Below are 22,684 nucleotides of genomic sequence, written 5' to 3'. Positions count from 1 at the left end.
TTGCGGGAACGGCAGCGGCGCTGGGGGTCCCGGTGGGGCCCGCAGCGCCGCTGTGGTCGTGGGCTCAGTGGCCGAGGGACTGGATGAGTCCGTCGTTGTCCTGCAGGAAGTGCTGGTACTCGCCGGCGACGCCGAACTGGTTCGCGAGTTGGTCGCCGGTGGTGCGCGCCTGCTCGATGAGTGCTTGACGCTCGTTCGGGGCTTGCGGGGCAACGGGTTCCGGTGCGGGGGCCGTCTCGACGATCGGCTCCTGGGAGGTGGGGCCCCAGCGCAGGTACTTGCCGCAGACGGGCCAGGCGCCGGCGCCCTGGGAGGCGAGGACGTTCTCGGCGACGCGGACCTGCTCGTCCTTGCTGGCCTCGCTGGCCACGCCGCTGCCGCCGTTGGCGCGCCAGGTGCTCTGCGTGAACTGCAGGCCGCCGTAGAAGCCGTTGCCGGTGTTGATGTGCCAGTTACCGCCGCTCTCGCACTGCGCGACACCGTCCCAGTCGTGGGCCGGTGCGGCGGAGGCCAGTGCGGATACTCCGAACGGTACGGCGGCGAGCGCGCCGGTGAGGGCGACGGCGCCGAGGACGCGATTCGAGAACTTCCGGTTCATGGTCATGTGGTGTGTCCCTCCCCGTGCACGCCGCGCCGGCGCCGTGGCGCCGCGTCCCTGCCCCCAGGAGGTCGGGGTTCCCGGGCCGCGGGGCAGGGTTGCGGTGTGCAGCGGTCCGGGTCGGACCCGTCACGGATGTTCCGGGCCGAGAACGAGATTAACTAACGAATTCGATCAGATCACGTCTTGATAACACGGGTAATGGTATGTAATGCATAACTGCGTAAAGCGTTTCGTCGCAGCTCGGCAATGCCATGACGGAAAATCCGGACGGTCTGTTATTCGGCCGTGATGTGTCGTGAATCACTCCCGAAAAGTGACTTGCGTCACGTTTGCCCGCTCTCGAATCCGGTGACGCGCGCGGATGCAGATTGAAATCGCATGATTTTTCGTCTCGGCCGGGACCGATAATTGCGGTCCATACGGGATTCGGGCCTTTCCGACCGGAAAACTCCGGCGGCACAACGATATCGAACCGGCGCGGCGCTGAAACTTAACCGGCGTACCGGTTCCGCGTCACGGTCAATTGGCCGTGCCGACGGAACCGGTACGCCGGAATACGACGAAACGACAGTGGGACCGAGGCGAAACCTCGGTCCCACTGCGATGTTCGGGCGAAAGTCAGAGCGACAGCACGGTGGCCGCCGCGGTGCCCGGGGCACCGTAGACCTGGGCGTAACCCACCCGCGGGTTGTTCGGTACCTGCCGCTCGCCGGCCTGTCCGCGCAGCTGGAGCACCAGCTCGTAGACCTGCCGGATGCCGGAGGCGCCGATCGGCTCACCGTTGGCGATCAGGCCGCCGTCGGTGTTCACCGGCAGCCGGCCGCCGATCTCGGTGGCGCCCTCGGACAGCAGCTTCTCCTGGTCGCCGTCGGCGCAGAAACCGTTCTCCGCCATGTGGATCAGCTCGGCGCCGGCGTCGGTGTCCTGCAACTGGATGACGTCGACGTCCTCCGGGCCGATGCCCGCGGCCTCGTAGGCGGCCCGCGAGGCGTAGACCGTCGGCGAGACGTCCTCGTCCACGGCGGCCCAGGTGCTGTGCACCTCGTACGCGCCGTAGCGGCGGGTGCGAATCGCGGTGGAGCGCAGGTACACCGGCTGCGAGGTGTACCGGTGGGCGATATCGCCGCGGCACATGATCACCGCCGCCGCACCCTCGTCCGGCGAGCAGAACATGTACTGCGTCAACGGGTAGTTGAGCATCGCCGAGTTCAGGATGTCGTCTTCCGCGATCGGCTTGCGCCGGAACGCGTTCGGGTTCAGCACGCCGTTGCGGATGTTCTTCGCGGCGATCTTGGCGAGGGTGCGCTGCGAGATGCCGTGATCCTGGATGTAGCGATTGGCCTTGATGCCGAAGAACTTCGTGGTGACGAACTGACCGTTCTCCGCGTACCAGGCGGGCAGGCCGAGCTTCGCCGGATCGTCGGTGAACGCACCGCGCGGATGCTTGTCCATGCCGACCGCGATGCCGATGTCGTACCGGCCCGAGCGGATCGCCTCGGCGGTCTGCTCGATCGAACTCGCCGCTGTCGCACAGGCATTGAACACGTTGGTGAACGGGATACCGGTGAGGCCGACCAGCCGGGTGACCGCGTCCGGGTTGCTGACCTCGTAGCTGCCGCCGAAGCCGAACTGGATGTCCTTCCATTCGACCCCGCCGTCGGCGAGCGCGAGATGGATTGCGTCGGCGCCCATTTCGATGGCCGACTTGGGGAACCGGCCGAACGGATGCAGGCCGATGCCGATGATGGCAACGTCGTTCATGTCTGTCTCCTTCAGGCCGGCTGGAATGCGACGGTCACGACCTCGTCGCCCGCCTCGTCGACGTACAGCGGCACGAAGGTCAGCTCGAGCTCCATACCGATCTTCAGATCGTCCGGGTTCGCGGTGGTCAGCCGCGACTCCACCCGCACCTCGTCACCGAGCTGGACCAGGCCGATGCCGAACGGCTCGAACGTGTCGGCGGTCTCCTTGCCCGCGTACGGCAACTTCGGGACGAAGCCCTGAGTCGTCCAGGCCACCAGGGTGCCGCGGCGCGGCAGCAGCCGCTCCGCCATGTCCGGCTTGCTGCATCGCGGGCAGTGATCCTGCTTGGGCCACGTCACCGCGCTGCACGAACCGCACCGGCTGCCGATGAGCTGCGGGTCCTCTGCAGGCCACGTGGATGCTTCGGGCGCGAGCGCCTTCGCCATGTCCCGTCCTCCGTAATTCGTTTGCCCAGGTCACCGGGCCGATCGCGATCAGCGCCGACCCGCCTATGTCGATATTGGAAATGTGATTCTCAGAATTGTACACACGGTTTTCGTACGGAGTAAGTGATTGCGGGCACCCGTATTGCCGTCGACTCGGCCGATCGCCGGAAACTGCCTCTCATCAGGCGATTGGGAGTTCCGGCAGTGCGTACGGTAGCGTTGTCCACAGCGACGCGGGGTGGAGCAGCTCGGTAGCTCGCTGGGCTCATAACCCAGAGGCCGCAGGTTCAAATCCTGTCCCCGCTACTCACGGAAGGCCCCGGAACTCCTTGGTTCCGGGGCCTTTTCGCTTCTCCGCGTCATGATCGCCGAATCCCGCCGGGATTCCGCTCCGTCGTCTAATATAACTTCAAACTTATATAAGGAGGATGGTCATGAGCCTGCTGGAAGATCCGATCGCCACCGCCGGCCTGGTGGCCCGCGAGGTCCGGACCGGGTCCCGCGACGGCGCCACCACACGGATCGCCGTCGCGCGGCGGACCTACCCGACCGACCGGGCCGACCTGTGGGACGCGCTCACGAGCGCGGACCGGCTGCCGCGCTGGTTCCTGCCGGTGGAGGGGGAGTTGAAGCCGGGTGGCCGCTATCAGCTCGTCGGCAATGCCGGCGGCGTGATCGAGGAGTGCGACGAGCCGCGCCGCCTGGCCGTGACCTGGGAGATGGGGCCGCTGGTGTCCTGGCTCGAGGTGAACCTGACCGATGCGGGCGCGGGCACCGTCCTCGAACTCGTGCACGAGGCGCCGGTCGATCCGCAGTTCTGGACCGAGTACGGACCGGGGGCGGTCGGCGTGGGCTGGGATCTCACGCTGATGGGCCTGGGACTGCACATCGAGTCGGGCGCGGCCGTGGATCCCGAGGTGGGAGCGGCATTCCCGACCACCCCCGAGGGCCGGGAGTTCGCGCGCGCCGCCGCGACCGCGTGGGCCCGCGCCGCGACCGCCGACGGCGACGACCCCGCCGCCGCACAGGCCGCCGGCGAGCGCACCTTCGCCTTCTACACCGGCGTGCCCGAGGACGGTACGGAGTCCTGATGGAGCGGGCGCCGGCCCGGATCTTCGACGCCCTCGGAGATCCGGTACGCCGGTTCATCCTCGAACTGGTGCGCACGGGAGAACAGCCCGCAGGCGCGATAGTGACTGCGGTACAGGCGATTACGCCGATCTCACAGCCCGCGGTCTCCCAGCATCTCAAAGTGCTGCGCGAGGCCGGACTGCTCTCCGTGCGGGCGGAGGGTACCCGCCGGATCTACGCGCTGGACAGCGCCGGAAACCGATCGGCCCAGCAATGGCTCGCCTGGCTGCTGGATCCCCTCGCGGCATTCGCGCAGCCGCTGGACGCACTGGCCACCGAGGTCGCCCGCGGCAAGCGGGAACACCGCGCCGAGCGGACCGGCCGGGACGCGCGGCCCGCCTGAGCGCCGCTGAACAGCGGCTGCGGCGGTCACCCGTTCGTTTTCTGGCCTGGCTGTGATCGGATCCGTCGTTTTCCGCACAGACAGGCCGGCAGGTTGGAGGCGAGACTGGAGAGTGCGGTCTCGCCGGACGCGGTCACGTTCAGTCCCGAGCGCCCGACCCGCCGAGACGGGCCGCCGGAGGCACTGATGTTCGATCACTCCGCACCATCGTCCACCGCCAACCGGTCTCGCCGTGGCAGCGATCCGTACGACGACATCGAGCCCTGGCTGGAGAAACTGGCCGCACTGCCACCCGGTGACCGGGAACACACCAGGCTACGGGAACGTATCGTGCGTCGCTGCCTGCCGCTGGCCGAGCACATCGCCCGCCGCTACACCGGCCGCGGCGAAACCTACGACGATCTCTACCAGGTCGCTTCGATGGCACTGCTGCTGTCCATCGATCGGTTCGATCCCCTCAAGGGCGCCTCGTTCGTATCCTTCGCCGTGCCGACCATGATGGGTGAGGTCCGTCGCCACTTCCGCGATCGCACCTGGGCCCTGCGGGTCCCGCGCAGCACCAAGCAGTTACAGGCCTCCCTCGGCCCCGCCATCGAACGGCTGTCCCAGCAGCTGCATCGCCAGCCCAAACCCTCGGAACTCGCCGCGGAGCTCGGCGTGGACCGCGAGGAGATCACCCACGCGCTGCTGGCCGCCAATGCCTACAGCAACGACACCATCGATGCCGCCGGCAGTGACGACGGCCCCCGGACGGTCACGCCGCCCGCGCTGATCGACGACGACAGCGACAGCGGCTATCAACTCACCGAGGACGCGATGGCCATCGCACCGCTGCTGCTGGACCTGCAAGGGCGCGAGCGCGACGTGCTGCGGCTACGCTTCTACGAACACCGCACCCAGCTGCAGATCGCCGAACAGCTCGGTGTCTCGCAGATGCAGATCTCCCGCATCCTCACCAAAACCCTTGCCACACTGAGGCAACGGGCACTACAGGACTGACCGATCGCCGGACACCACCCCGGGCGGACCCCGACACACCCGCGCCGATGACGCCGCGGCCGCTGTCCGCCGCCCGGCGATATGGTGCAGTGGTTGCATGCGATTGGATCAGGTGACGGTCGGATCGACCGATATTCCCCGGGCGGAACGCTTCTACACGCTGCTCGGACTGCGGGTGATCGTGCGGACCCCCGACTATCTGCGGTTCGAATGTCCCAGCGGCGACAGCACTTTCTCGGTCGACCGCGTCGACACCGTACCGGCCGGCGAACAGGTCACGATCTATTTCGAGACCGACGACCTCGACGCCGAATGTCGCCGATTACGCAGCGCCGGTATCGAATTCGACCAACTGCCCGCCGATATGTCCTGGCTGTGGCGGGAGGCCAGACTGCGCGACCCCGACGGCCACCGGCTGTGCCTGTTCCACGGTGGCGCCAACCGGCGGAATCCGCCCTGGCGCATCGACTCCGACACGCCGAACAACGATGGCGGGGTGAGTGTTTGAAAAGGGTCCGGTGAGGAATAGCGGTTGCGACACCTCTGGGTGGACAAGGAGGTTCATATGTCATCCGTGGTGATAGTCGTTCTAGTAGTAGTAGTTGTGGCCGCCTTAGCGGCGGTGGCGGCGCGGCCCATGCTGCGCCGGCGGCGACTACGCAATCGATTCGGGCCCGAATACGACCGGACGGTGACCGAGACCGGGGATCGGCGTTCCGCGGAACGCGAACTGGCCGACCGTGAACGCCGGCATTCCGAGCTGGACCTGCACGAACTGTCGGAGGACCAGCGTCAGCGGTACACCACACAGTGGACCGAGGCGCAGGAGCGGTTCGTCGACGATCCGGAAGCGGCATTGCAGGACGCCGATCGGCTGATCGTGACGGTGATGGCCGAACGTGGTTATCCCACCGACGATTTCGATCAGCAGGTCGCCGATCTGTCGGTCGAGCACGCCGAGCCGGTGGGCCGCTACCGCGTCGCCCACGAGATCGCGACGCGCTCCGACGGGAGCGGAGTGTCCACCGAGGACATGCGCACCGCGATCGTGCACTACCGAGACCTGTTCCAGGACTTGCTCAATGGTGATACCAGCAACGAGAAAGCCGCACGATCATGACCGTAGAACACGACCGGCCGCACGCTGACCATGCGGACACGAAGTTTCCGCACGACAACACCGAGCACGAGATCATCGATGCCGAGGTGGATCCGGAAACCGAACGCGCACAGCATCTCCGCGACGACGAGGCCGACGGAACCGAATCCGCCGCGGCGTACGGGGAACCCGCCGACGACCTCGGCGAGCGGTCACCCGCGGCGGCGGCCGAGCCGGGCGAGTACGACGCCGAATCGGCCGGCGAGCACGGTGTCGAATCCGAGTCGGCGGACGAGGAACGTGGCCTCGGGTCCCGGCCGGAAACGGCCGACGACCTCGGCGCCGATCGGGACGCGGACAGTGCGCACCTCGAAAACGACTCCCGCGAAGGCGAATTCGAGCAGGAGTCCGGCTCCCGCACAGGCGAATACGAGCCCGAGTCCGGCGAGCCGGTGCTCGAGCCCGAAACCGGTCTGCCCGCGGCGGAAGCCGGCGACCGGGTGGCGGAGGCCGACGGCCAGGCGTCCGACGTGGAGGGCGAGCAGGCCCTCGGCTCGGATCCCGGAGTGGTCGCGGAACGCCTGGAGGCCAACGGCTTCGGCACATCCGAGCAGACCGCGCCGGCGCCCGCCGGAGCGGGATCGGATCCCGGCCCGCTGTTCGCGACGTCCGATATCGACGGGCTGCGCACCCGGTTCCGGGAGGCGCAGGGCAACTTCGTCGACGATCCGCGCGATGCGGTCGTGAAGGCGGACGAGCTCGTCACCGAGACCATCCAGCAGCTGACAACCGTTCTCGCCGAACGGAAGCAAGCGCTCGAGGGCCGTTGGTCGCGTGACTCGGATGGCGGCGACGTCACCGAGGATCTGCGACAGGCGCTGCGGAGCTACCGCACCTTCCTCGACCAACTGCTGGCCGTCGGTCACTAGGAACCATTCCGCACATACCGTCACGGTGCCCGGTCGCGATCGCGACCGGGCACCGTGCGTCCGGGTGGACAGCCGTATCGGCGCCGGGCAGAATCGTCGGATGGATACGCGGTTTCCTTGTTCGAAACGCCGATGAGCGCACCCCTGAACTACCCGGTCCCGCTGGCCGTCGAGGACTTCGTGCCGGTGCTGCTCACCACCTGCGGCGTGCTGTTGTTGCACCGCCGCGGCCCGGGGTACCGGATCGTGGTGGCGGCGGCGCTGATCGGCGCCGGCGGATTCGCCAAGGCCACGGCCAAATTGATCGCGGCGGCCGGCGGGCCCGACCTACCGTGGTTGCGGGGCATGCTCTTTCCGCTGCTGACCTGTGGATTCGCGCTGCTGTACCTGACCTTGACCCGCGACTCCGCGCGCATCGCGCACCGAGTGGCCGCGGCCGCCGTCATCGCGGCGAGTGCGCTCGTGGCGATCCTGGCCCGCAGTCCACTGCCGATGCTGGTGAGCGCCACCGTCTTCGCGACGCTGACCGGGTTCCGGCTCATCGGGCTCGCTCGCCGGGCGGGCGATACGACCACAGCCGTGCTGTTCGGCATCCAGCTCGTGAGCTTCTTCGTCCTCGGCCCGTTGGGCTCGCGCCCCGACCAGACCGTCGCGCTGCAATGGACGGAGCAGCTCTGCAACACCGCGGCCCAGGCCGCGTTCCTGGTGGCGGCCCGGCGATCGGCTCAGCCGGCGAGGAGGTACAGCGGCTCGTCGTCGACCGCGCTGCAATAGCATTCGCCGTCGCAGATCGTGCAGGCGTCGCAGCCGGCGCAGCAGTCGGCGGCGCGGTGGCCGCAGACCGGGCTGATGTCCCAGCCGAACGTGTCGTCGACCGGTCGCAAGGGGTGTCGCCGAACGGGGGGAATGTTCATAGCGGCATCATTGCGCGGGGTACCGACAAGTTTCGCGATCCGAAATGTCTACTCCGGATCCGGGACCCACCGCAGGATGTCGCCGGGCTGGCAGCCGAGGACCCGGCAGATCGCGTCGAGGGTGCTGAACCGCACGGCTTTCGCGCGGCCGTTCTTCAGGACGGCGACATTGGCCGGGGTGATGCCCACCGCGGTGGCGAACTCCCCGACCGACATCTTCCGCGCGGCGAGCAGCACATCGATGTCGACGACCACCGCCATCAGACGACCTCGGCCATCTCGGTCTGCAACGCGGTGGCCTTGCGCAGCAGGGTGCGCACGATGACCAGGAACATCACCAGCGCGATCCCGGCGGCGGTGCCCAGGACCGCGTTGCCGAACAGGCCCGTGATCTCGGTGCAGCCGTCGTCGGGGGAGGGCACGCTGCCGAAGAACAGGTGGACCACCACGCCGGCGGCGAGCAGCGTGCCGCCGACCGCGCTGCCGATCACGACGTTCAGCCACCGGGTCGCGTCCGGGCTGAAGATCGAGTTGCGGCGGACCAGGGCCAGCAGCATCCACGTCGCGATCAGAGCGATTTGGACACAGGCGATTCCGACGATCGCCACCGACTCGTACGGGACCGCGTAGGGCGCGTACGGGGGATACTGGTCGACCTCGTCGGCGCCGGTGGTGGGGACGACGACGATCTGACCGAACAGTCCGGCGGCGAAGGCCGCGACGATACCGAGTTGGAGCAGGACCACCAGGAAGCGATGCACGTATCGATAATCGTTCGTAATCGATCGAAAATCAATAGATTCTGGCGCGAGTAGGCCGAAGTCTCACTCGTCCAGCGCCGCGAGCACGGCCTCGATGCCGGGGCCGCCGTCCCGGACGAGTCGCGGCACGCCCAGTTCGGCGCACAACGACAGTGCCGGGCGCACAATCTCTTTCGCCTCCTCGCAGGCGCCCGCGGCCCAGCGGCAGCAGGCGTACCGCAGACGCGCCTCCAGCAGAGCGCGCGGCCGGTACTGGGTCGCGATCTCCCGGACCACGGATTCCGCACGGCGGGCGGCGGTCTCGATATCGGCCGGGGTGCCCGCGGCCAGCAACAGCCGGATCGCCGAATCCTCGTCGAGTTCCGCGGTGGCGGCGCGAATCCTGTTGTCGTGCCGCCGATACGGTGGTCGATTCAGCAACTCGGCGCGCGTCTCGTCCGGGATCGGCAGGCCCGCGCGCACCCGCTCGTTGACGATCGCGGCGGCCATGCGGGGCACGGATTTCTCCTGCGCGATCCGGCCACCGGTGGTGAGCAGCCGTTCGGCGCGGTCGCGGTCGCCGCGGACCGTGGCCAGCCGGGCGGCCACGGCGTAGGTGGCGATCAGGAAGTCCACCGCGCCCGCGTGCCGGTCGAGCGTCCCGGCGGCGCGCAGCAATCGGTCGGCCTCGTCGAGCCGGCCCTGTAGATAGCGCAGCGCGCCGAGCAGCGCACCGACCTCCATCGCGATCCGGACGCCCAGATCCGCGCTGCGGGGCACTCGCACGGGGGCGGTGTAGTGCCCCTCGGCGGCGGCGATGTCCAGGCGTTCGGTCGCGGCCAGCCCGGCCAGACAGTGGCTGTGCTGCAACAACACCGGGCCCACCACCGCGCCGTAGCGGACCGCGGACCGGAACCACTGGTCCACCTCGGTGAAGTCGTAGCGGTTCAGGGCGGCGAAGCCCGCGAGGTCGGAGGAGGCCACGCCGACGATCGGCGGGGTCGAGTCGTCGAGGTGCTCGGCCAATATCGCGGGCAGGCCGTCGAACCGGTCGACCAGATATCGGTCCAGGCCCTCGATCGCGGCCACTTCCATTCGCACGCCGAGGGTTTCGTGGTCCGGGAGGTCACCACCGGCCACCGCCGCCAGCACCCGGTCCAGCGCGAGCCGCACCTGGGTGCTGCGCTCCATGCCGAGATAGGCCCAGGCCGCGCTCAATTGCAGGCGCGGCCGCGATTCCGTCAGGGGGCTGGGCAGTTTCGCCATCAGGCCGAGGAACGTCGCCATCCGGAACGACTGGATCAGGCCCGCGCAGTGCAGCTCCACCAACTCCACCGCGCGCTCGGACTCGTCGGCGGCCAGCGCGTGATCGACGGCCTCGACCAGCATGTCGTGTTCGGCGAACCATTCCGCGGCTCGGCCGTGCAGCGCCGTCACCCGATCCGGATCCTGCTGGGCGAGCTTGCGCTGCAGGTGATCCGCGAACAAACGGTGGTAGCGGAACCATTCGTCGGTGTCGTCCAGGCGCTGGAGGAACAGATTGCGATCGGCGATCTGCTGCAACAGATCCTGGCTGTCGGCCCGGCCGGACAGTGCCACGGCCAGATCGGCGCGGATCTTGCCGGTGGTCGTGGTCGCCATCAGGAAGTCCAGCAGCGACGGTTCCAGCGAGTCGAGCACGTTCTCGGTCAGGTATTCGCCGATCATGTGGTACCGGCCGGTGAGGTTGTCGATGAAGCCGGCCGGATCGTCGCGGCCGTTCAGCGACAGCTGGGCCAGTTGCAGTCCGGCGGCCCAGCCCTCGGTGGACTGCTGCACCTTGTCCACCTCGTCGGCGTTCAACACCAGGCCGTTGCGGTCGACCAGGAAGGTCCTCGCCTCGCCGGAGTCGAAACGCAATGCGGCGGCGTCGATTTCGACCAGCTCGTCCTGTACGAGCAAGGTGGACAACGGTAGTCCGGATCGGTTCCGCCCGGTCACCAGGATCCGCAGATGATGACAACCGTTGCGCAGCAGGTAATCCATCGCCTGGAGGGTGTGCCGGCCGCGGACCCGCTGCCAGTCGTCCACGACGAGCAGGATCTCCCGGCCGCTGTCGTGGATCTCGTCGATCAGCGCCGACAGCACCGAGCGGGTGGCGTCGGAGGTCCGGCCCTCCAGCAGGGCGCCCATCTCCCGGGCCAGTTCCGGCCGCACGCCGCGGATCGCCTCGATGAGGTGGGTGAGGAACCACACCACGTTGTCGTCGTCGGGATCGGCGCTGAGCCAGGCCACCGGTGTTCCGGCGGATTCCACCTCGTGGGCCCACTGCGCGGCCAGCGTGGTCTTGCCGAAGCCCGCGGGCCCGTGCACGAGAATCAATCGGCGCCGGCTGCTGTGGCGCAGGGTCTCCAGCAGCCGGGTCCGCTCGACCGCGGTCCGCGGCGCGTTCGGCGGCCGGAACTTGGTCGCCGCGATGGGCGGCGGCGGATCGGACACCGACCCGGCCGCGTAGGCGGGCAGCGCGCCGGTCGGTTCGGCGGCGGACAGGTCCGCGGGCACCGCCATGACGTCGATCGGCTGCCCGGAGCGGCGCTGCACATCGCGCAGCCGCTCCCCGAACGCGGTCGCCGCCGCCGGTCGTTCCGGGGGATCCATTGCCATCGCCGATTCGAGTACCGCGCAGACCGCGTCCGGAATGCCGTAGTCGCGCAGATCGACCAGTCGCGACGCGGTGATGCGGGCCAACTGGACCTCGATCGGTTCCCCGGTCCGGCGCTCGAACGGCGAATGCCCCGTGAGCAGGCAGTACAGCGTCGCGGCCAGCGCGTACACATCGGCGGCGGGCGTCGGGGCCCGGCCGCGCAGGACCTCGGGCGCGGTGAAGGCCGGCGTGCCGTCGATCATCGTCGGCAGCGCGGCCGCCCCGAACGCGGCGATCCCGAAATCCGACAGCTGGGGTTCGCCGTAGTCGGTGAGCAGGATGTTGTCCGGTTTGACGTCGCGATGCACGATGCCGAGCGCATGCGCCGACGCCAGCGCCCCCGCCATCTTGACCCCGATCGACAGCACCTCGGGCCAGCGCAGCGGCCCCGATTCGCGCAGTACGTGGTCCAGCGAGCCGCGCGCGAAGTAGGGCATCACCAGATACGGACGGCCGCTCGCGGCGACGTCGACGGTGAAGACCGGCACGATGTGCGGATGCCCGGACAATCGGCCCAGGGCCTGCTGTTCCCGGACGAACCGTTCGCGCTCGGCGCCGGCCACCTCGGATCGGAGCACCTTGACCGCGACGTAGCGTTCCAGGCCGTATTCCAGGCACCGGTACACCACTCCGGAACCGCCGCGTCCGATCTCCTCGGGAACGTCGAAACCGGCCGCCGCCAGCTCGGCGACGATGCCCGTCGACATGTCTCGTTGGGTCGGAACACCATCCGATCGGTCCATGGTCGCTCGTCAGTCGCCGTTCGATTCGGAGCCGAGGTCGCTCCGATCAGCCTCGGATCCTCGGGAGTCAAGGGTAGTCGGATTCACCGTTGCCCGCCTCACCCGAGACTGATCAGGGTGGTGCCGCCACCGTCGATGGTGTATTCCGAGCCGGTCAGATAGCTCGCCTCGTCGGAGGCGAGGAAGACCAGGAAGTTCACCACGTCGGCCGGCTCGGCGATGCGGCCCAGCGGTGACAGTTTCGGGCCGAGCGCCTCGAGCGTGCTGCCGGCCGCGGCGGCGCCGTATTCGGCCATCGCGGTCTTGACGTAGGTGGGATGTATCGAATTCACCCGCACGTTGGCGGCGGCGTATTCGGCGGCCACATCCTTGGACATCGTGCGGACCGCCCCCTTGCTGGCCCCGTACAGGGTGTGCCCGGCCACGCCGACCAGGCCAGCGATCGAGGACAGGTTCAGAATCGCGCCGCCGCCGTTCTCGGCCATCTTCGGCGCGGTGTGCTTCATCCCGAGGAACACCCCCGTGACGTTGACCGCCATCAGCCGGTTCCAGTCCTCGAGCGTGGTCTCCGCGAGCGGGCTGATGATGTAGATCCCGGCATTGTTGACCAGCACGTCGATCCGCCCGTGCGCGGTGAGGGCGTGCGCGGTGACCCGGATCCAGCCCTCCTCGTCGCTGACGTCCTGGGTGCGGAATTCGGCCCGGCCCCCGCCTGCCGCGACCTCCGCCACCACCGCCCGGCCCGCGGCCTCGTCGATGTCGGTGGCGACCACCACGGCGCCCTCGGCGGCGAACCGGGCGACGGTCGCGGCGCCGATCCCGTTTGCGGCGCCGGTGACGAGGACGACCTTGTTCTGGAGACGAGCCATGCTGCCGTTCCTTCCGGTCGGATGTCGTGGGCCGGGCGCGGGTGCCGACCCGCTCTACGATCCACGCGCCCGGCCGGATTCCGGCCCATTTCCCGGCCGCCTCGACCAGATCGAGACCGGACCGAGCACGCACCGCCGGCTCGGCCCGAACCCCCGCCGAAGCGCCCGAGCGCCACCCCGGCAGCACGGATATCGAAACATCAACGCGCCGGCCCACCTTCGCGAGCTAAGCTCGAACCACGCACGTGCCCAGACCTTTTCGTCCGCACGTGCACACCGGCGGTACCAGTGGGGAGGTAGTCGTGTTGCTCCTGATCGATGATGCGTCGGCGCTGTCGACGGCGGAAGAGCGCTTCGCCGAATGGATTCGGTGGAGTCCCGAACAACCGGGCGTGGTCCTGATGAACCTCCGAATCCCCGACCGCGACCGCAACACTCGCCGACTCGACGCACTGATCTGGACCCCGCAGCGCTGTATTGCCGTGGCAATCAAGGGTTTTCATACCAGCCAGGACGGTGTGCTGGTGGTGCCGCCGGACGGCCCCTGGCACATGGCCGACGGACAACCCGCCGCCCTCCCCGGCAACGAGGACGGCGACGATCCGATGGACCGGATGCACGCCGACATCACGGCCACCGAGAACTGGCTCGAACAGACCACCGGCGCCCCCGCCGCCGTCCACGGCCTGATCCTCGTCCTGCTCCTGCCCGGCCAGGACGTCCCCGGCCTGGACGCCCCCCGGCCCGCACCCATGACCGACATCATCGTCGAGGACTTCGACGTCTTCCGCTACTACCTCGACCGAGTCTCCGACCAACCGGTCGAATGGACCTCCGACCACATCGCCCCCCTGCTCGACTCCCTGGACCTGCACCACCTCTACGCCGCCGACCCCACCGCCCTCGCCGAAGCAATGGCCGAATACGTCGCACCCCCGCCGATCCGCGAACGCTGACCGCCCCCGGATGCAACCGACCGGGACATCCGGATCGCACCGATGCGACGATGCTGGTCGCACAGTGGCCGAGTTGCATCGAACCCCGACCTGGATCCGCAGGACAAGCCTGGCGGGGAGCTCGGGCTGCACGAGCGGACCACTATGGCGTTGTTCTCCGCCGCGGAGGGGAATCTGCGGCGGGTCACCTATGCGGCGGACGAGGGGCTCACCCGGGATCAGGCGCTACGGGATCTGAATCTGTTGCAGCGCATGGGGTTGATCGAGCCCGCCGGTGGGGGTGTGCGACGTCACTATCTGGCGGGTGGGCGGTGGCGGGAATCGGTCCGGCAGGTGTTCGGCACGAACGAATATCTGCGGGAACCGTACGAATAGGTGGGGCGGTAGGTGTTTCCGGCCCGGCGCGGGCCGGGCCGGAAACGGGTTCAGGACAGGCCGGCGGCTTCGGCGCCCGCGCCGAGGCCCGCACCCACGATGCCGCCCACCGCGGCGGCGGGGAGGCCGAGGGCCGCGGCGCCGACTGCGGCTCCGACGCCCGCGCCGACCACACCGCCGACGACCATCGCGCCACCCGCGACCGGGAGCGCGGCGACGACCTCGGCGGCCACGGCCGGGACGATCGCCGCGGCGCCGACGCCGGTACCGGCCAGGGCCACATCGGCGGCGATGGCGGTCAGCGCGGCGCCACCGGTGCCGGCCACGAGTCCGGCGGCGGCGCCGACACCGGCGCCGACCACACCGCCGGCCAGGCCGCCCACGACGGCGGCGGGTACGCCGACGACCGCGGCGCCGACACCGGCGCCCTGCAGTGCGTGCCGGCCGATGCGCTCGGTGTCCGGCACGGGCGGCGGGGGCGGGGTGGCGGGTGCGGGTGCGGCGGCCGAAGGTGCGGTGGGGGTGGCGTCGAGTGCGGGGGTGGCTGCTTCCGGCTGCTGATTCTGGTGCGGCGCAGCGGTTTTCATGTCGTTCGTGTCGTTCTGGTCGTCCGCCGCGGTCACGCCCTGGGTCGGCAGGGTGTCGAAGGGAGCGACTTCCGGTACGGCGGTGGCCGGTTGGGGCGCCACGTGCCGGTTGGACTCGGGACTGGGCCTCGAAAGATCGTGGATGCCCGGCATATCCGTGTCGTCGGTGATCGGCGCGGCGGTGGCGGCCGCATGCGCGGATCCCGCGTCGCTGATGCAGGCGACGGCCAGGGCGAACGGTACGGCACCGGCTACGGCCGCCCGCCCGGTGGGCACAGCGCGATGGCGACCGGCCATGGGCCCCACTCTCCTTCACTTCGTGCAGTGAACACAGTCAACGTCGATCACAACTAGTACAGCCGTTCCGCCCGGATCGCAAGCCCACGATCATTGTGACGAAACACTATGCGGCACAGTGGCGCAACCACGCCGAACGGCCGTCGCGGGCAGGCGCGGCGAGGCCGTCGCGGCGGAGTGCGCGAGCGGGCGGACTAGCCTGGACGAGTGGGCGCCACCAGGGCCGATAGCGGCGAGCAGTGGGAATTCGCGGCCCCGGCCGAGCGTGGGCCGGTCCGCGAGGTCGCGATGATCGGTTTTCGCCATCGGAGCGGCGCCGGGCTGGACGTCCGGGTCGTCGGACGGCCCGCGGTGACCCTGCTCATCGGATTCGGGTCCGGTGATCTGGTCGTCGACGGTGACGCCGGCCGGCAGGTCGTCGGCGGCTTCGTCTCGGGAATCACGAACGGCGCCATGCGTGTTCGCGGTGATCGGGCCGAATGTATCGAGGTGCGGCTGTCACCGCTGACCGCCGGTGCGCTGCTGGGCCCCGTCGCGACGGGCCTCGGGGTCGTCGGGCTGGAGGAGATCTGGGGCGTGCGCGCCCGGCGGTTGCGGGAACGGCTGGCCGAGGCCGCCGACTGGGACGAGCGGTTCGCGCTGACCGGTGCGTTTCTGCGCGAAGGTGCCGAGGCCGGCCGGGCCCCGCGCCCGGAGATCGTCACCGGCTGGCGGCGCATCGTCGCGACGAGAGGTCAGGTCACGGTCCGGGAGTTGGCGCAGCTGTGCGGGTGGAGCCGCAAACGCCTGTGGGCCGGCTTCGAGTCGGAGATCGGTCTCACCCCGAAACGCGCGGCGATGCTGGTCCGATTCCGGCACGCGGTCGATGCGCTGGTGGCGGGCGGGCGTGCCGCCGCGGTGGCCGCGGACTGCGGCTACAGCGATCAGTCCCATCTCGGCCGCGATCTCGCCGGCTTCGCCGACCTCACGCCGGGGATGCTGGCCGGGCAACCGCTCGCGGGCTTCCCGGAACATCGCCATCGGACCTGGGGAACATTCGTTCTATAGAACGCTCGCCGCTCGGCCGAAGGTGAGGTGGACATCTCCCGAGGAGGACCCATGGCCGACGACGCGCTCACCGATTTCCAGCCCGGCACCTTCACCCACGACGGCAAATCCCGCACCGTGTTCCGGCAGGGCAGCGGACCGGCGGTGATCGTGATGGCGGAATTTCCCGGCATCTCACCGCAGGTGTTCGATTTCGCGCGGCGGGTCGCGCGGGCCGGGTGCACCGCGGTGGTGCCGCATCTGTACGGCAAGCCCGGCCGCGATCCCAGCCCGGCGGCACACGGCCTGCTCACCGCGCTCGCCGATGTCGCGAGCCAGTTCGGGCCGATCTGTGTCAGCCGGGAGTTCGTGGTGCTCGCCACCGGCCGTACCTCACCGGTGGTGCACTGGCTGCGGGCGCTGGCCGAACACGAGCACCGGCGCTGCGGCGGGCCCGGAGTGGGCGCGGTCGGAATGTGTTTCACCGGTGGGTTCGCGCTGGCGATGGCCGTCGACGATCGGCTGGTCGCGCCGGTGCTGTCCCAGCCGGGCCTGCCGCTGGCGTTCACCGCCGGGCAGCGATATGCGATCGACCTCGCCCCGGCGGATCTGGAACGGGTGAAACAACGCTGCGCGGAAGGACTTTCGGTGATGGGACTGCGGTTCCGCGGCGATCGGCGGTCACCCGCAGAACGTTTCGACTTCCTGCGCGACCAACTCGGTGACGCGTTCGTCGCGATCGAACTCGACGACGCCGCGGCCAATCCGGAGGGCGTGCTGAGTCCACATTCGGTGCTGACCGAACATCTCATCGATGAGCCGGGCCAGCCGACCCAGGACGCGCTGCATCGCGTGCTGGACTTCCTGCGTGACCGGCTCGAGGTGGGTCCACCGACCGCGCGGTGATCCGCGCCCCGCCGTCGACCTGCGGTTTTGCCATTCCTAGGATGGACCCATGCTCGTCGCCCTGCTGTCGTTCACGCTCGCCGCCGTGTTGTTGATCCTGTTGCCCGGTCCGGACACCCTGGTCGTCGTCCGCAGTCTGGTGCGGGGCGGCCGCAGCGGTGGGTTGCGGACGACGGCGGGTGTGCTGTGCGGGCTGGTGGTCTGGGTGGCCGCCGCGTCGCTGGGACTGTCGGCGTTGTTGCGCGCCAGCGAGATCGGCTACGACGTGCTGAAGATCGCCGGCGCCTGCTATCTGGTCTGGATGGGTGTGCAGTCGCTGCGCTCGGTGCTGCGCCCGGTCGCCGGCGACCGCCCGCAGACCACGGCCGCCGGCGACCGCTCGCAGGCCGCACTGCCCGGCCGGTCCGGCGGATTCGTGGCCGGGCTGCTCACCGATCTGCTGAATCCGAAGATCGGTGTCCTGTTCGTCACGTTCCTGCCCGGATTCGTGCCCGACGGCTATTCGGTCGCCTGGACGACGCTGGGCCTCGGCGGCCTGTACATCGTCCTGTCGGCGCTGTACTGCGTGGGCCTGGTGGCCGCGGCGGGCACGGTGACCGGCTGGATGCAGGCGCCGCGCATCCGCCGCCGGCTGGACGCCGTCGCCGGGCTGGTGCTGGTCGGATTCGGTGTGCGCCTGGCCACGGAAGCCTGATCGCGGCGGCTCTATCCGGGGCCCTTGTTCCGGTTGGTAGCGCCTGATAAGGTGTTCGGCGTCCTGTTGTCGTCGATCGGAGTCGGGACGTTGCTCTCCTGAGGTAACCGCCGCGTGGCCCGCATTCGCGCGCCATATTCCTGCGCTTACCCTCCGGGAGCTCCCCATGTCATCTCCGACCGTCACCATGTCCGCACTCGGTTTCGCCTGGCCGGACGGTACCCCCGTATTCGACGGTCTCGACGTCGTCCTCGGCCCCGGGCACCTCGGTCTGGTCGGCGCGAACGGCGCGGGCAAGTCGACCCTGCTACGCCTGATCGCCGGTGCGCTGCGTCCGCTGCGCGGTTCGATCACGGTGCCCGGCCGGATCGGATATCTGCGCCAGGACCTCGGACTGGCCACCGGGCTGCGGGTCGATCGGGTCCTCGGCATCGCCGGGATCCGAGCGGCGTTGCACCGCATCGAAACCGGCGCGGGCACCGAGGCCGACTTCGAGAGCGTCGGTACCGCCTGGGATATCGAGGAGCGGGCCGTCGCCCTGCTCGGCAGGCTCGGATTGCACTATCTCGCAAGCGATGTCACCCAGCTCGACCGCCGCCTGGACACCCTGTCCGGCGGTGAGACGGTACTGCTGGGCCTGGTGGCCGAGCTGTTGCGCGAACCCGATGTGCTGCTGCTCGACGAGCCCACCAACAATCTGGATCACCATGCGCGCGAACGGCTCTACGAGGTGGTCGGCCAGTTCACCGGCACCGTCCTCACCGTCAGCCACGACCGGGAACTGCTGGACCGGGTCTCCGCCGTCGCCGAACTGCGCGACGGGGCGATCCGGTTGTTCGGCGGCAATCTCACCGAATATCAGCGGATCGTCGAGGCCGAGCAGGAGGCCGCCCGCGCGGCGGTCCGCGACGCTCGCGGCGATGTGCGCAGGCAGGCCCGGGAACTGGTCGAGGCGCGCATCAAGATCGACCGCCGGCAGCGCTACGGCCGCAGGATGGCCGAGCAGAAGCGGGAGCCGAAAATCGTGATGGGCGCACGCAAACGGGCCGCGCAGGTGTCGGCGGGCAAGCTGCGCAACAACCATCTCGGCAAGCTGGAGGACGCCCGCGACGGCCTCACCGAGGCGCAGGAGAAGGTCCGCGACGACCGGGAGATCCGGATCGACCTGCCCGGCACCCGATTGCATCCGGGCCAGGACGTGATCGAACTGGAGCAGGTACGGCTGGCCAACGGGCCCGTGGTGACCCTGAGGATCTCCGGTCCGGAGCGCATCGCCCTCACCGGCCGCAACGGTGTCGGCAAAACCACACTGCTGCAACAGATCTGCGCAACCGGGCCGAAGGTGCCGTGGCGGATGTTGCCCCAGCGCCTGGACATCTTCGACGAGCGGCGCTCGGTGTTCGAGAACGTCGCGGCCGCCGCGCCGCACGCCTCGGCGGAGCGGATCCGGGCGCAATTGGCCCGATTCCTGTTCCGCGGCAACGATGCCGACGTACCGGCGGGTGTCCTGTCCGGCGGCGAACGGCTACGGGCGGCGCTGGCCGTACTGCTGCTCGCGGAACCGGCGCCGAAGCTGCTGTTGCTCGACGAGCCCACCAACAACCTGGACCTGCCCAGCCTGGACCACCTGACCGAGGCGCTCGCCGGTTTCGAGGGTGCACTGATGGTGGTGAGCCACGACCCGCGCTTCCTCGACGATATCGGCGTCACCCGCCGCCTGGCGCTGACCGCCGACGGGATCGTCGAAACCTGATGTCCGGGTTCAGCTTCCGGCCGACCCGGTGCCGGCGAAGACGTCGGCGACCCAATCGGCGACGAAATCGCGGACGTAGGGCAGGTGGTCCAGCCCGATGTGCTCCGCGCCGCCCTCCGCCGCGGTGAAGATCCGCAGCTCCCGCCTCGGGCTGTGCACCGCCTGCTCGTAGGAGCGGTGTGCGTACTCGAGCGGGATCTGACGGTCGTTCTCGCCGTGGCAGATCAGGAACGGGACGGTGATCCGCTCGACCACGCCGTCGAGGTGGACGCCGTCGGCATAGGCGATGAACTCGTCGAGATCGTCGTAACCCCACACCCACAGCACATGTTCCCAGTAGTGCGGCACCGGCCGCTCACCCTCCCGTTCGAGGCGGCGGCGCTGCACCGCCCCCCAGTTGTGGTTCGCACCCCAGGCCACGACCAGTGCGAGCCGCTTCTCGAAGGCCGCCGCGCGCGGGGCGTAGTAGCCGCCGAGCGACCATCCGGCCAGGCCGATCCGCGCGGTGTCGACGTCCGCGCGGGTTTCCAGATGGTCGACGCAGGCGGCGGCGAACACCTCGGTCTCGATGCGGGCGGTCAGCCCGCCGAGTCGCAGCGCCTCCCCGGTGCCGGGCGTGTCGACCATCAGGGTGGAGATGCCGCGCGCGGCCAGTTCGGTATGGGCGTGCGAGGCGTAGATGTGCTCCTTGGTGGAGTCCAGGCCGTTCCAGATGATCAGCACCGGCGCCGGGCCGTGGTCGGCGGCGGGCGCGCGGTGGAAGTAGGCCGGCAGCGTGGTGCCCTCGAACGGGATCTCGACCCGGGTGGTGCGCGGATCGACGAGGTCGAAGGCCTTCTGCTGCAACTCCAGGACCCGGCGATAGGTGTCGAGCCGATCCGGCGACGACGCGCTCTGCATCCGCTCGGCCTGGCACAGGTAGTTGGTGGCGCGGGCGTACAGCGTGCCGGCGGTGCGCCGATGGCCCGCCTTCTCCGCGGTCTCGGCCTCCGCGACCAGGGTGTCGGTCAGCGCGGTCCAGGCCGCGAGGAAGTCCGCGGTGCCCGCGTCCTCGCCGCGGGTGGCGGCGTCGCGGATGGGCCGGCAGGCGCGATCGACCTCGTCGATCAGACCGCCGGAGTTGAGGGTGGCGACCACGCTGAGGTTCCAGACGTAATTTCCGGGAAAGTATTCGAACATCGGTACTCCTGATTCGGGGACAGGGAAAATGCCGGGGGGAGTGGCCTGCTCACCACGCCCCGGGCAGCACGGCCGACCAGCCGCCGTCGGCGACCAGGTTGGCTCCGGTCACATACGACGAGTCGTCGCCGAGCAGGAACAGTGCGCAACGGGCGATCTCCTCGGGACCGCCGACGCGGCCCAGCGGAATGTGCGTGGCGATATCGCGCATCGGATGGTCGGCGCCGAGCAGATCGTGTTCGGTGGCCGGGGTGCGGATCATGCCGGGACTGACGCAGTTGACCCGGATCCCGTGCGGGGCGCCTTCGGCCGCAAGCTGTTTCGTCATCGCGACGACACCGCCCTTGGCCGCGGTGTGCGCGATGCGGGCATTGGTCATGGATCCGGTGATACCGGCGGTGGAGCCGACCAGCAGCACCGCGCCACCGCCACGCGAGATCAGGTGCGGCCAAGCGTATTTCGTGACCAGGAAGACGATGTCCAGCTCGTTGCGCAGCGTGAAGGACCAGTCGTCGTAGCCGGTCTCGGTCAGCGGGGCGAACCGGGTCGCGCCCGCGTTGTTGTAGAGGATGTCGATACCGCCGTGCGCCGTCGCCGCCTCGTCGACCCAGCGCCGCACGCCGGCCTCGTCGGCGAGATCCAGGGGATGTGCGCTGGTCATCCGGCCGCCGGCGGCCCGCACCAGATCCACCGTCTCGGCCGCGCCGGTGGCGTTCACATCGGTGCCGACGACGGTGGCGCCCTCGGCCGCGAACAGCAGCGCGGCCGCGCGGCCCTGGCCGCCGGCGGTCCCGGTGATCAGGGCGACCTTGCCGGTCAGCCGCCCGGTCACGACGCCACCCGCAGCGCGTCGCCGATGGATTTCACGCCGCCGTGCGCGGTCAGGCCGCCGTCGACGGCGATCTCGGCGCCGGTGACGAACGCGGCGTCGGCGCTGAGCAGGAACACCACCAGCGGCGCCACCTCGTCGACGGATCCGGTTCGGCCCAAGGGTGTTTCGGCGATGTTCGCGGCCCGGAACGCCGGTGGCGCGGCGGCGGTCATCGGGGTCTCGATGTAGCCGGGATGGACGGTGTTGATCCGGATGCCGCGGGGGCCGAGGTCGACGCACGCGGCCTTGGCCAGTCCGCGCAGCGCCCACTTGCTCGCGGTGTAGGCGACCGGATAATGACCGGTCAGCGCCGCGGAGGAGCCGACCACCACGATCGAACCACCGGCGGGCATCAGCGGCAGCACGGCCTGGATCGCCAGCAGCGTGCCGCCGACGTTGACCCGGTGGACCCGGTCGAGATCGGCCGGATCCAGCTCGGCCACCCGGGCCCGGTGGGTGATGCCGGCATTGGCGACCAGCCCGTCCACCCGGCCGTAGCGGTCGGCCAGGTCGGCGGCCAGCGCGGCCCAGCCCGCGGCGTCGGTGATGTCGAGTGGCCGATAGTCGATGTGCGGCAACGGTTCCGGCGGCTCGGTGGCGAGATCGACGGCCACGACCGTGGCGCCCTCGCGCCGGGCGAGCCGCGCCTCGGCGGCGCCCTGACCGCGGCCCGCGCCGGTCACCACGACCACGCGGCCGGCCAGCCGCCCGGCCGGAAGCCCCACCGGCGGTGCGGTTCTCGCATTGTCGATCATGTGTCGCTCCTTCGCGCGATGGCGTCGATGGCCGGAAGTCACCGG

General features: G+C 69.6%; 24 protein-coding genes and 1 tRNA gene. 14 read left to right on the top strand and 11 right to left on the bottom strand.

The window, feature by feature from the left end:
• Positions 1 to 64: 64 nt before the first annotated feature.
• From G361_RS0130015 to G361_RS0130005, 3 genes are all read right to left on the bottom strand, one after another.
• Positions 65 to 604 (bottom strand): transglycosylase family protein, encoded by a 540-nt coding sequence (locus G361_RS0130015; protein ID WP_019930842.1) that lies wholly within the window; start codon positions 602 to 604, stop codon positions 65 to 67.
• Between the two features lie 615 nt (positions 605 to 1,219).
• Positions 1,220 to 2,362, bottom strand: a complete 1,143-nt coding sequence (locus G361_RS0130010) for a thiolase family protein (protein ID WP_019930841.1) — start codon at positions 2,360 to 2,362, stop codon at positions 1,220 to 1,222.
• A gap of 11 nt (positions 2,363 to 2,373) precedes the next feature.
• A complete protein-coding gene (locus G361_RS0130005; protein ID WP_026343671.1) occupies positions 2,374 to 2,790 on the bottom strand; it encodes a Zn-ribbon domain-containing OB-fold protein in 417 nt (138 codons plus the stop codon).
• Between the two features lie 232 nt (positions 2,791 to 3,022).
• Here G361_RS0130005 and G361_RS0130000 point away from each other — a divergent pair.
• The 8 genes from G361_RS0130000 (at position 3,023) to G361_RS47405 (ending at position 8,065) form a co-directional block, all read left to right on the top strand.
• Positions 3,023 to 3,096: transfer RNA gene (locus tag G361_RS0130000), tRNA-Met, on the top strand.
• Positions 3,097 to 3,224: 128 nt separating this feature from the next.
• Positions 3,225 to 3,881, top strand: a complete 657-nt coding sequence (locus tag G361_RS0129995) for an SRPBCC family protein (protein ID WP_026343670.1) — start codon at positions 3,225 to 3,227, stop codon at positions 3,879 to 3,881.
• The gene (locus G361_RS0129990; RefSeq protein WP_019930838.1) at positions 3,881 to 4,264 is read left to right on the top strand and encodes a helix-turn-helix transcriptional regulator; all 384 of its coding nucleotides are present in this window, start codon (positions 3,881 to 3,883) and stop codon (positions 4,262 to 4,264) included. The genes G361_RS0129995 and G361_RS0129990 overlap by 1 nt, the downstream gene beginning before the upstream one ends.
• A 186-nt stretch (positions 4,265 to 4,450) precedes the next feature.
• Positions 4,451 to 5,263 (top strand): SigB/SigF/SigG family RNA polymerase sigma factor, encoded by an 813-nt coding sequence (locus G361_RS0129985; RefSeq protein WP_026343669.1) that lies wholly within the window; start codon positions 4,451 to 4,453, stop codon positions 5,261 to 5,263.
• A gap of 97 nt (positions 5,264 to 5,360) precedes the next feature.
• Positions 5,361 to 5,771, top strand: coding sequence for a VOC family protein (locus tag G361_RS0129980; protein ID WP_019930836.1), 411 nt, complete (start codon positions 5,361 to 5,363; stop codon positions 5,769 to 5,771).
• Between the two features lie 57 nt (positions 5,772 to 5,828).
• Positions 5,829 to 6,383: a hypothetical protein gene (locus G361_RS0129975; protein ID WP_026343668.1), complete on the top strand. Its 555-nt coding sequence runs from the start codon at positions 5,829 to 5,831 to the stop codon at positions 6,381 to 6,383.
• Complete coding sequence (locus tag G361_RS47410) at positions 6,380 to 7,291, top strand: hypothetical protein (RefSeq protein WP_019930834.1); 912 nt, start codon at positions 6,380 to 6,382, stop codon at positions 7,289 to 7,291. Before G361_RS0129975 ends, G361_RS47410 begins: the two co-directional genes overlap by 4 nt.
• Positions 7,292 to 7,423: 132 nt before the next feature.
• Positions 7,424 to 8,065 carry a hypothetical protein gene (locus G361_RS47405; protein ID WP_019930833.1) on the top strand — a complete coding sequence of 214 codons (642 nt, stop codon included), beginning with the start codon at positions 7,424 to 7,426 and terminating at the stop codon, positions 8,063 to 8,065.
• A gap of 188 nt (positions 8,066 to 8,253) precedes the next feature.
• On the opposite strand, the gene G361_RS0129960 is transcribed toward G361_RS47405, so the two are convergent.
• The 4 genes from G361_RS0129960 to G361_RS0129945 all read right to left on the bottom strand — a co-directional run bounded on the left by G361_RS0129960 (position 8,254) and on the right by G361_RS0129945 (position 13,240).
• Positions 8,254 to 8,466 carry a helix-turn-helix transcriptional regulator gene (locus G361_RS0129960; protein ID WP_019930832.1) on the bottom strand — a complete coding sequence of 71 codons (213 nt, stop codon included), beginning with the start codon at positions 8,464 to 8,466 and terminating at the stop codon, positions 8,254 to 8,256.
• Entirely contained in the window at positions 8,466 to 8,966 is a 501-nt protein-coding gene (locus G361_RS0129955; protein ID WP_019930831.1) for a DUF2975 domain-containing protein, read from the bottom strand. Before G361_RS0129955 ends, G361_RS0129960 begins: the two co-directional genes overlap by 1 nt.
• A gap of 63 nt (positions 8,967 to 9,029) precedes the next feature.
• Positions 9,030 to 12,335 (bottom strand): serine/threonine-protein kinase, encoded by a 3,306-nt coding sequence (locus tag G361_RS0129950; RefSeq protein WP_019930830.1) that lies wholly within the window; start codon positions 12,333 to 12,335, stop codon positions 9,030 to 9,032.
• Positions 12,336 to 12,469: 134 nt separating this feature from the next.
• Positions 12,470 to 13,240 (bottom strand): SDR family NAD(P)-dependent oxidoreductase, encoded by a 771-nt coding sequence (locus G361_RS0129945; RefSeq protein WP_019930829.1) that lies wholly within the window; start codon positions 13,238 to 13,240, stop codon positions 12,470 to 12,472.
• A gap of 302 nt (positions 13,241 to 13,542) precedes the next feature.
• Here G361_RS0129945 and G361_RS0129940 point away from each other — a divergent pair, with 302 nt between their 5' ends.
• Positions 13,543 to 14,196, top strand: coding sequence for an NERD domain-containing protein (locus G361_RS0129940; protein ID WP_196814659.1), 654 nt, complete (start codon positions 13,543 to 13,545; stop codon positions 14,194 to 14,196).
• Positions 14,197 to 14,340: 144 nt separating this feature from the next.
• A complete protein-coding gene (locus G361_RS0129935) occupies positions 14,341 to 14,571 on the top strand; it encodes a hypothetical protein (RefSeq protein ID WP_019930827.1) in 231 nt (76 codons plus the stop codon).
• A 50-nt stretch (positions 14,572 to 14,621) separates the two neighbouring features.
• On the opposite strand, the gene G361_RS47400 is transcribed toward G361_RS0129935, so the two are convergent.
• A complete protein-coding gene (locus G361_RS47400; RefSeq protein WP_155981848.1) occupies positions 14,622 to 15,455 on the bottom strand; it encodes a hypothetical protein in 834 nt (277 codons plus the stop codon).
• Positions 15,456 to 15,662: 207 nt separating this feature from the next.
• Between G361_RS47400 and G361_RS0129925 the strand changes: the two genes are divergently transcribed.
• The 4 genes from G361_RS0129925 to G361_RS0129910 all read left to right on the top strand — a co-directional run bounded on the left by G361_RS0129925 (position 15,663) and on the right by G361_RS0129910 (position 19,834).
• The gene (locus G361_RS0129925) at positions 15,663 to 16,502 is read left to right on the top strand and encodes an AraC family transcriptional regulator (protein WP_019930825.1); all 840 of its coding nucleotides are present in this window, start codon (positions 15,663 to 15,665) and stop codon (positions 16,500 to 16,502) included.
• Between the two features lie 51 nt (positions 16,503 to 16,553).
• A complete protein-coding gene (locus G361_RS0129920) occupies positions 16,554 to 17,387 on the top strand; it encodes a dienelactone hydrolase family protein (RefSeq protein WP_019930824.1) in 834 nt (277 codons plus the stop codon).
• 49 nt (positions 17,388 to 17,436) lie between these two features.
• Positions 17,437 to 18,081: a LysE family translocator gene (locus G361_RS0129915; protein WP_019930823.1), complete on the top strand. Its 645-nt coding sequence runs from the start codon at positions 17,437 to 17,439 to the stop codon at positions 18,079 to 18,081.
• Between the two features lie 166 nt (positions 18,082 to 18,247).
• Positions 18,248 to 19,834 (top strand): ABC-F family ATP-binding cassette domain-containing protein, encoded by a 1,587-nt coding sequence (locus G361_RS0129910; protein ID WP_026343666.1) that lies wholly within the window; start codon positions 18,248 to 18,250, stop codon positions 19,832 to 19,834.
• Positions 19,835 to 19,843: 9 nt separating this feature from the next.
• Here G361_RS0129910 and G361_RS0129905 read toward each other — a convergent pair whose 3' ends face one another.
• The 3 genes from G361_RS0129905 to G361_RS51235 are packed head-to-tail and all read right to left on the bottom strand — an operon-like array spanning position 19,844 to position 22,639.
• Positions 19,844 to 21,013, bottom strand: a complete 1,170-nt coding sequence (locus G361_RS0129905; protein WP_019930821.1) for a S9 family peptidase — start codon at positions 21,011 to 21,013, stop codon at positions 19,844 to 19,846.
• 49 nt (positions 21,014 to 21,062) lie between these two features.
• Complete coding sequence (locus G361_RS0129900; RefSeq protein WP_019930820.1) at positions 21,063 to 21,845, bottom strand: SDR family NAD(P)-dependent oxidoreductase; 783 nt, start codon at positions 21,843 to 21,845, stop codon at positions 21,063 to 21,065.
• On the bottom strand, positions 21,842 to 22,639 hold the full coding sequence (locus G361_RS51235; RefSeq protein ID WP_019930819.1) for an SDR family NAD(P)-dependent oxidoreductase: 798 nt from the start codon (positions 22,637 to 22,639) through the stop codon (positions 21,842 to 21,844). The genes G361_RS0129900 and G361_RS51235 overlap by 4 nt, the downstream gene beginning before the upstream one ends.
• Positions 22,640 to 22,684 lie beyond the last annotated feature (45 nt).

This window comes from Nocardia sp. BMG111209, assembly GCF_000381925.1.
GTDB lineage: Bacteria > Actinomycetota > Actinomycetes > Mycobacteriales > Mycobacteriaceae > Nocardia.
This window is presented reverse-complemented; position numbering and strand designations above follow the sequence as displayed.

What these genes read in the sequence shown, in the direction of transcription:
- G361_RS0130015 (WP_019930842.1), bottom strand. Translation starts at nt 604, where the DNA reads ATGACCATGAACCGGAAGTTCTCGAATCGCGTCCTCGGCGCCGTCGCC.
- G361_RS0130010 (WP_019930841.1), bottom strand. Translation starts at nt 2,362, where the DNA reads ATGAACGACGTTGCCATCATCGGCATCGGCCTGCATCCGTTCGGCCGG.
- G361_RS0130005 (WP_026343671.1), bottom strand. Translation starts at nt 2,790, where the DNA reads ATGGCGAAGGCGCTCGCGCCCGAAGCATCCACGTGGCCTGCAGAGGAC.
- G361_RS0129995 (WP_026343670.1), top strand. Translation starts at nt 3,225, where the DNA reads ATGAGCCTGCTGGAAGATCCGATCGCCACCGCCGGCCTGGTGGCCCGC.
- G361_RS0129990 (WP_019930838.1), top strand. Translation starts at nt 3,881, where the DNA reads ATGGAGCGGGCGCCGGCCCGGATCTTCGACGCCCTCGGAGATCCGGTA.
- G361_RS0129985 (WP_026343669.1), top strand. Translation starts at nt 4,451, where the DNA reads ATGTTCGATCACTCCGCACCATCGTCCACCGCCAACCGGTCTCGCCGT.
- G361_RS0129980 (WP_019930836.1), top strand. Translation starts at nt 5,361, where the DNA reads ATGCGATTGGATCAGGTGACGGTCGGATCGACCGATATTCCCCGGGCG.
- G361_RS0129975 (WP_026343668.1), top strand. Translation starts at nt 5,829, where the DNA reads ATGTCATCCGTGGTGATAGTCGTTCTAGTAGTAGTAGTTGTGGCCGCC.
- G361_RS47410 (WP_019930834.1), top strand. Translation starts at nt 6,380, where the DNA reads ATGACCGTAGAACACGACCGGCCGCACGCTGACCATGCGGACACGAAG.
- G361_RS47405 (WP_019930833.1), top strand. Translation starts at nt 7,424, where the DNA reads ATGAGCGCACCCCTGAACTACCCGGTCCCGCTGGCCGTCGAGGACTTC.
- G361_RS0129960 (WP_019930832.1), bottom strand. Translation starts at nt 8,466, where the DNA reads ATGGCGGTGGTCGTCGACATCGATGTGCTGCTCGCCGCGCGGAAGATG.
- G361_RS0129950 (WP_019930830.1), bottom strand. Translation starts at nt 12,335, where the DNA reads ATGTCGACGGGCATCGTCGCCGAGCTGGCGGCGGCCGGTTTCGACGTT.
- G361_RS0129945 (WP_019930829.1), bottom strand. Translation starts at nt 13,240, where the DNA reads ATGGCTCGTCTCCAGAACAAGGTCGTCCTCGTCACCGGCGCCGCAAAC.
- G361_RS0129935 (WP_019930827.1), top strand. Translation starts at nt 14,341, where the DNA reads ATGGCGTTGTTCTCCGCCGCGGAGGGGAATCTGCGGCGGGTCACCTAT.
- G361_RS47400 (WP_155981848.1), bottom strand. Translation starts at nt 15,455, where the DNA reads ATGGCCGGTCGCCATCGCGCTGTGCCCACCGGGCGGGCGGCCGTAGCC.
- G361_RS0129920 (WP_019930824.1), top strand. Translation starts at nt 16,554, where the DNA reads ATGGCCGACGACGCGCTCACCGATTTCCAGCCCGGCACCTTCACCCAC.
- G361_RS0129915 (WP_019930823.1), top strand. Translation starts at nt 17,437, where the DNA reads ATGCTCGTCGCCCTGCTGTCGTTCACGCTCGCCGCCGTGTTGTTGATC.
- G361_RS0129910 (WP_026343666.1), top strand. Translation starts at nt 18,248, where the DNA reads ATGTCATCTCCGACCGTCACCATGTCCGCACTCGGTTTCGCCTGGCCG.
- G361_RS0129905 (WP_019930821.1), bottom strand. Translation starts at nt 21,013, where the DNA reads ATGTTCGAATACTTTCCCGGAAATTACGTCTGGAACCTCAGCGTGGTC.
- G361_RS51235 (WP_019930819.1), bottom strand. Translation starts at nt 22,639, where the DNA reads ATGATCGACAATGCGAGAACCGCACCGCCGGTGGGGCTTCCGGCCGGG.